We start from the raw sequence: 3,421 nt of genomic DNA, 5'->3' as shown, positions 1-3,421 counted from the left end.
AAGTTACTAGAGTCGCTCATTGAAACCGAAGTGTTCCAATTTTGTGTTACATACGAGAGATCGTCAGGAAAATTTCTATAGCGCTTCAGCCACTCTAGTTTGATTATATTACTTAGCGGGCAATTTGCGCAACAGACGGGTGTCATGCCAGTACTCCGACACTGGGACCCAGCCTTTTTATAACCATCAAAAACATCGTACTTAAATATAACTTTTATACTCATAACTTAATAAAATTCCTGGATGCCAGTGTCAAGCACTGGCATGACACCTTACCTAAGTAGTACAATGTTCATACAGCCGTATGTCGGTACTTGGACGACATCCTTGTAGTAGGTTCAAACCACAACGTTCGTACAGTTGCATGCCAACTATTTACATAACACCACTTTTGCTCCAATATTTATCACATCTCTGAACAGATACAACTTCTTAATGTTTATAATTAAAGCAACTTAAGAGCGCGCAGCGTTATGAAAAACACCAAAAATAATTACCTTTTTCTGCTTATGTGCGAGAAGTTTATTACATCAGCAGTTCTTTACTAAGTCTACTAATGCAGCGATATTTTCAACTGGAGTATCAGGAAGCACTCCATGTCCGAGATTAAATATGAAAGGTAAACCCCTAAAGCAATCTATTATACGCTTCGCCTCCTCAATTGCTTTAGCTCTGTTATATGCCAAAAGATTAGGATTGAGGTTTCCTTGCAGAGGGATTTTCAGGTTTCTTTTTGCCCATTCTATTGGAACGTCATAATCTATACTCACTGCGGATACACCCGTTTGGTCACAGTAATCCTTATAGAAACTTCCGGCAGATCTTGGAAAACCTATTATTGGAAAATTTGGGAATTTACCCTTTATTGCTAAGGTAATCTTTTTTGTCGGCTCAATAACATATTTCTTAAATAGCTCCTTCGATAACACTCCGGCATTACTGTCAAACAATTGGACAACGTCTGCCCCAAACTCTATTTGCTTAATCAGATAGAAGATTGTTGCATCCGTTATCCGCTTGATTACTTTTTCCAAGCTCGAAGGGGAGAAATTCAACACTTTAGAAAAAGTTTTGCTGCTTCCACCCTCTATGATGTATGAAGCAACTGTCCACGGCCCTCCAGCAAACCCTATAAGAGACTTTTCCTTCGGCAAACAACTCCTTACTTTCTTTATAGCGTTTAGAATTGGCAGGGTCTTAGCTTCAATTTCTTGTGGACTTCCCAGCTCTTTAAAATCTTTCACAGGCCTTATCACTGGACCTACGCCACGCGTGAAATTCACATCACAACCCAGAACATCAGCCACTATTAAAATATCAGAGAAGATTATCGCTGCATCCATGTTAAACCTTGTAATTGGTTGTAGTGTCAGCTCCACTATTAAATCTGTGTTATAACACATCTCCATAAAATCACTCACGTTTTTTACCGCTTTACGGTATTCAGGAAGAGATCTGCCAGCTTGGCGCATTAGCCAAATTGGTGTTTCTTCATCCTGCCTGCTCTCACTTATGGTTCTTGCTACTGTTGTTTCACTGCCTTTTAGTTTGATTAATCTATCTTCTTTCATATAGTAAAGTGTAACAGTAGTAATAGTTTTATCAACGTTCTGTTATTAACTTAAGATTCTGTAAAAATTCTTATTGCTAGACTTGTGAATAAGTATGTTAGTAACTTTTATATATTGTTGATTTTCCTTAGTAATTTGTGTGTATAAGTGGAATGTTCAGATTGTTAGTAATCTTCCCTTATGGAAAGGGTTTTCCAATTGTACGCTGTTGTATAATTATGTGTGCACCAGTGAAAAAGTTGTTGATCAATTGTTAGTATCCGGTATCAACAGATAATCCACAAATTGGTTTGACATTATTCACATGCTTATTAAACATTTAACAACAGTTTTCTTGGTAAAACTGATCCAAAAATATTTTTACCATTAGTAGGAAGCAAGTTGAGTAAAAAAGGAACTTTTATAAAACGAGTAGCATATAAAATTTTTTTGTTTCTTTTCAAAAGGGCTCGTATGCTGAAAGAGTGTGCAACTGAAGCAATAATGAAGGATTTACCAGATCTTAATATATTCAATGGTCTAATAAAATTCCATGACTGCAGTATAACTGATGTGATGACTCCACGTACAGAAATATGTGCAGTGGACATTGAATCGAGTAGGCACGAGGTAATGAAGAAAATAAAAAATATTCACCACACTAAGGTGTTAATTTATAAAAATGATTTTGATAATGTGATAGGTTTTTTCTACGTAAAAGATGTTATCCTAAACGAAGACGAAGGTTTTAGTCTAAGGGAACTTGCACAAAACGTAATATTCGTACCACCCTCGATGAAGACTACCAGCCTTTTCGTTAAGATGAGATCTTCCAGATCGTATTTGGCTGTTGTATTGGATGAATATGGTGGAACTGATGGCTTAATTTCAGTAACTGATCTTGTGGAAGAATTGGTATCAAATATTAACAGTGGAAGTGAACCTTCTGAGTATGCAATTGTAAAGTTATCTCAGGGTAAGTTTGAGATGTCAGCTAGGACTCTGATAAAGGACATAGAGGAAAATCTAAAAATAGAATTACGCAGCCCTGAGGAGGATTATGTCACACTTGGTGGTTTGATTCTTTCAGTCGCTGGCAAGGTACCTTCTGTAGATGAAGTTGTTAAGTACAAAAATGGTGTGAAATTCGTTGTTAAGAATGCGAATGAGAGGTATATTGATAAGGTAATATTAGACTTGAGTGATTACAGAAACTAGATCTCTTGCATAACCTGCTTCTGATTTTGCGTCAAAACTTGTTTACGCTCCTCGAGTATTCTGCAGCATTCATCTGCATTTCCCCTGAAGATTCCCTACCATAAATTGGTTATGAAAGAGATCTATTGATATTCCTAGTGAGGAAGTGCTTTGCCTTTAGGTAAAGAGGTCTACAATATTTACATGTATAGTGCTGGTACATGCTTTAGATAAGTGCGCTTAGCCTAGATCTGAGGTGCTGTGGAAAGTTTCAATTTTTGCGTTGACACTTGTATATGCTTTTACAAAGTGTGGAATCACTTTAAGTCAAAGTTAAGCCTATTTTCAACAAGTTGTTTTCACAAGTACAGTGTATTTTAGCATTATAATGCTCTAGTAGTAAGTGGGTCATGTAGATGCTAATATCTTTTGTATTTAAGTTGTCATCTCTTTTCTTGCTTAATTTCTCCCCTAATGATTTGCTTAAGGGCTTGTGTTCACTCGAAACTTGCATAGTTAATAAAATTTTGTCTTTCTCCTGGCTTAATAAAATGGACACCCATTCAACTTCTGCTACTGCACTGGCTATGGTTATTACCATATTGGAAATTATTTTGTTTATCTTTTCAATTAAACTTACTTTGCGTTTCACAAAATATACATCTGTTTTCCAC

Annotated in this window: 4 protein-coding genes; 1 reads left to right on the top strand and 3 read right to left on the bottom strand. The window is 36.3% G+C overall.

Annotated features, from left to right (window positions below; translation table 11 throughout):
- Both IHO13_RS04895 and hemE read right to left on the bottom strand, forming a co-directional pair.
- Positions 1-224, bottom strand: a 224-nt coding sequence (locus tag IHO13_RS04895; RefSeq protein ID WP_225538536.1) for a hypothetical protein, incomplete at its 3' end; no start/stop codon positions are given.
- Positions 225-530: 306 nt separating this feature from the next.
- Positions 531-1,571: a uroporphyrinogen decarboxylase gene (gene hemE / locus IHO13_RS04890; RefSeq protein WP_225538535.1), complete on the bottom strand. Its 1,041-nt coding sequence runs from the start codon at positions 1,569-1,571 to the stop codon at positions 531-533.
- Between the two features lie 381 nt (positions 1,572-1,952).
- On the opposite strand from hemE, the gene IHO13_RS04885 reads away from it, so the two are divergent.
- Positions 1,953-2,768: a transporter associated domain-containing protein gene (locus tag IHO13_RS04885; RefSeq protein WP_225538534.1), complete on the top strand. Its 816-nt coding sequence runs from the start codon at positions 1,953-1,955 to the stop codon at positions 2,766-2,768.
- 301 nt (positions 2,769-3,069) lie between these two features.
- On the opposite strand, the gene IHO13_RS04880 is transcribed toward IHO13_RS04885, so the two are convergent.
- Positions 3,070-3,421, bottom strand: a 352-nt coding sequence (locus tag IHO13_RS04880; RefSeq protein ID WP_225538533.1) for a histidine phosphotransferase family protein, incomplete at its 5' end; no start/stop codon positions are given.

Origin of the sequence: Wolbachia endosymbiont of Mansonella perstans (genome assembly GCF_020278605.1) — a bacterium.
In the GTDB taxonomy this organism is placed as follows: Bacteria; Pseudomonadota; Alphaproteobacteria; order Rickettsiales; family Anaplasmataceae; genus Wolbachia.
This window is presented reverse-complemented; position numbering and strand designations above follow the sequence as displayed.

Bases quoted from the DNA above. Each gene is read 5' to 3' on its own strand.
- hemE (WP_225538535.1), bottom strand. From the start codon at position 1,571: ATGAAAGAAGATAGATTAATCAAACTAAAAGGCAGTGAAACAACAGTA.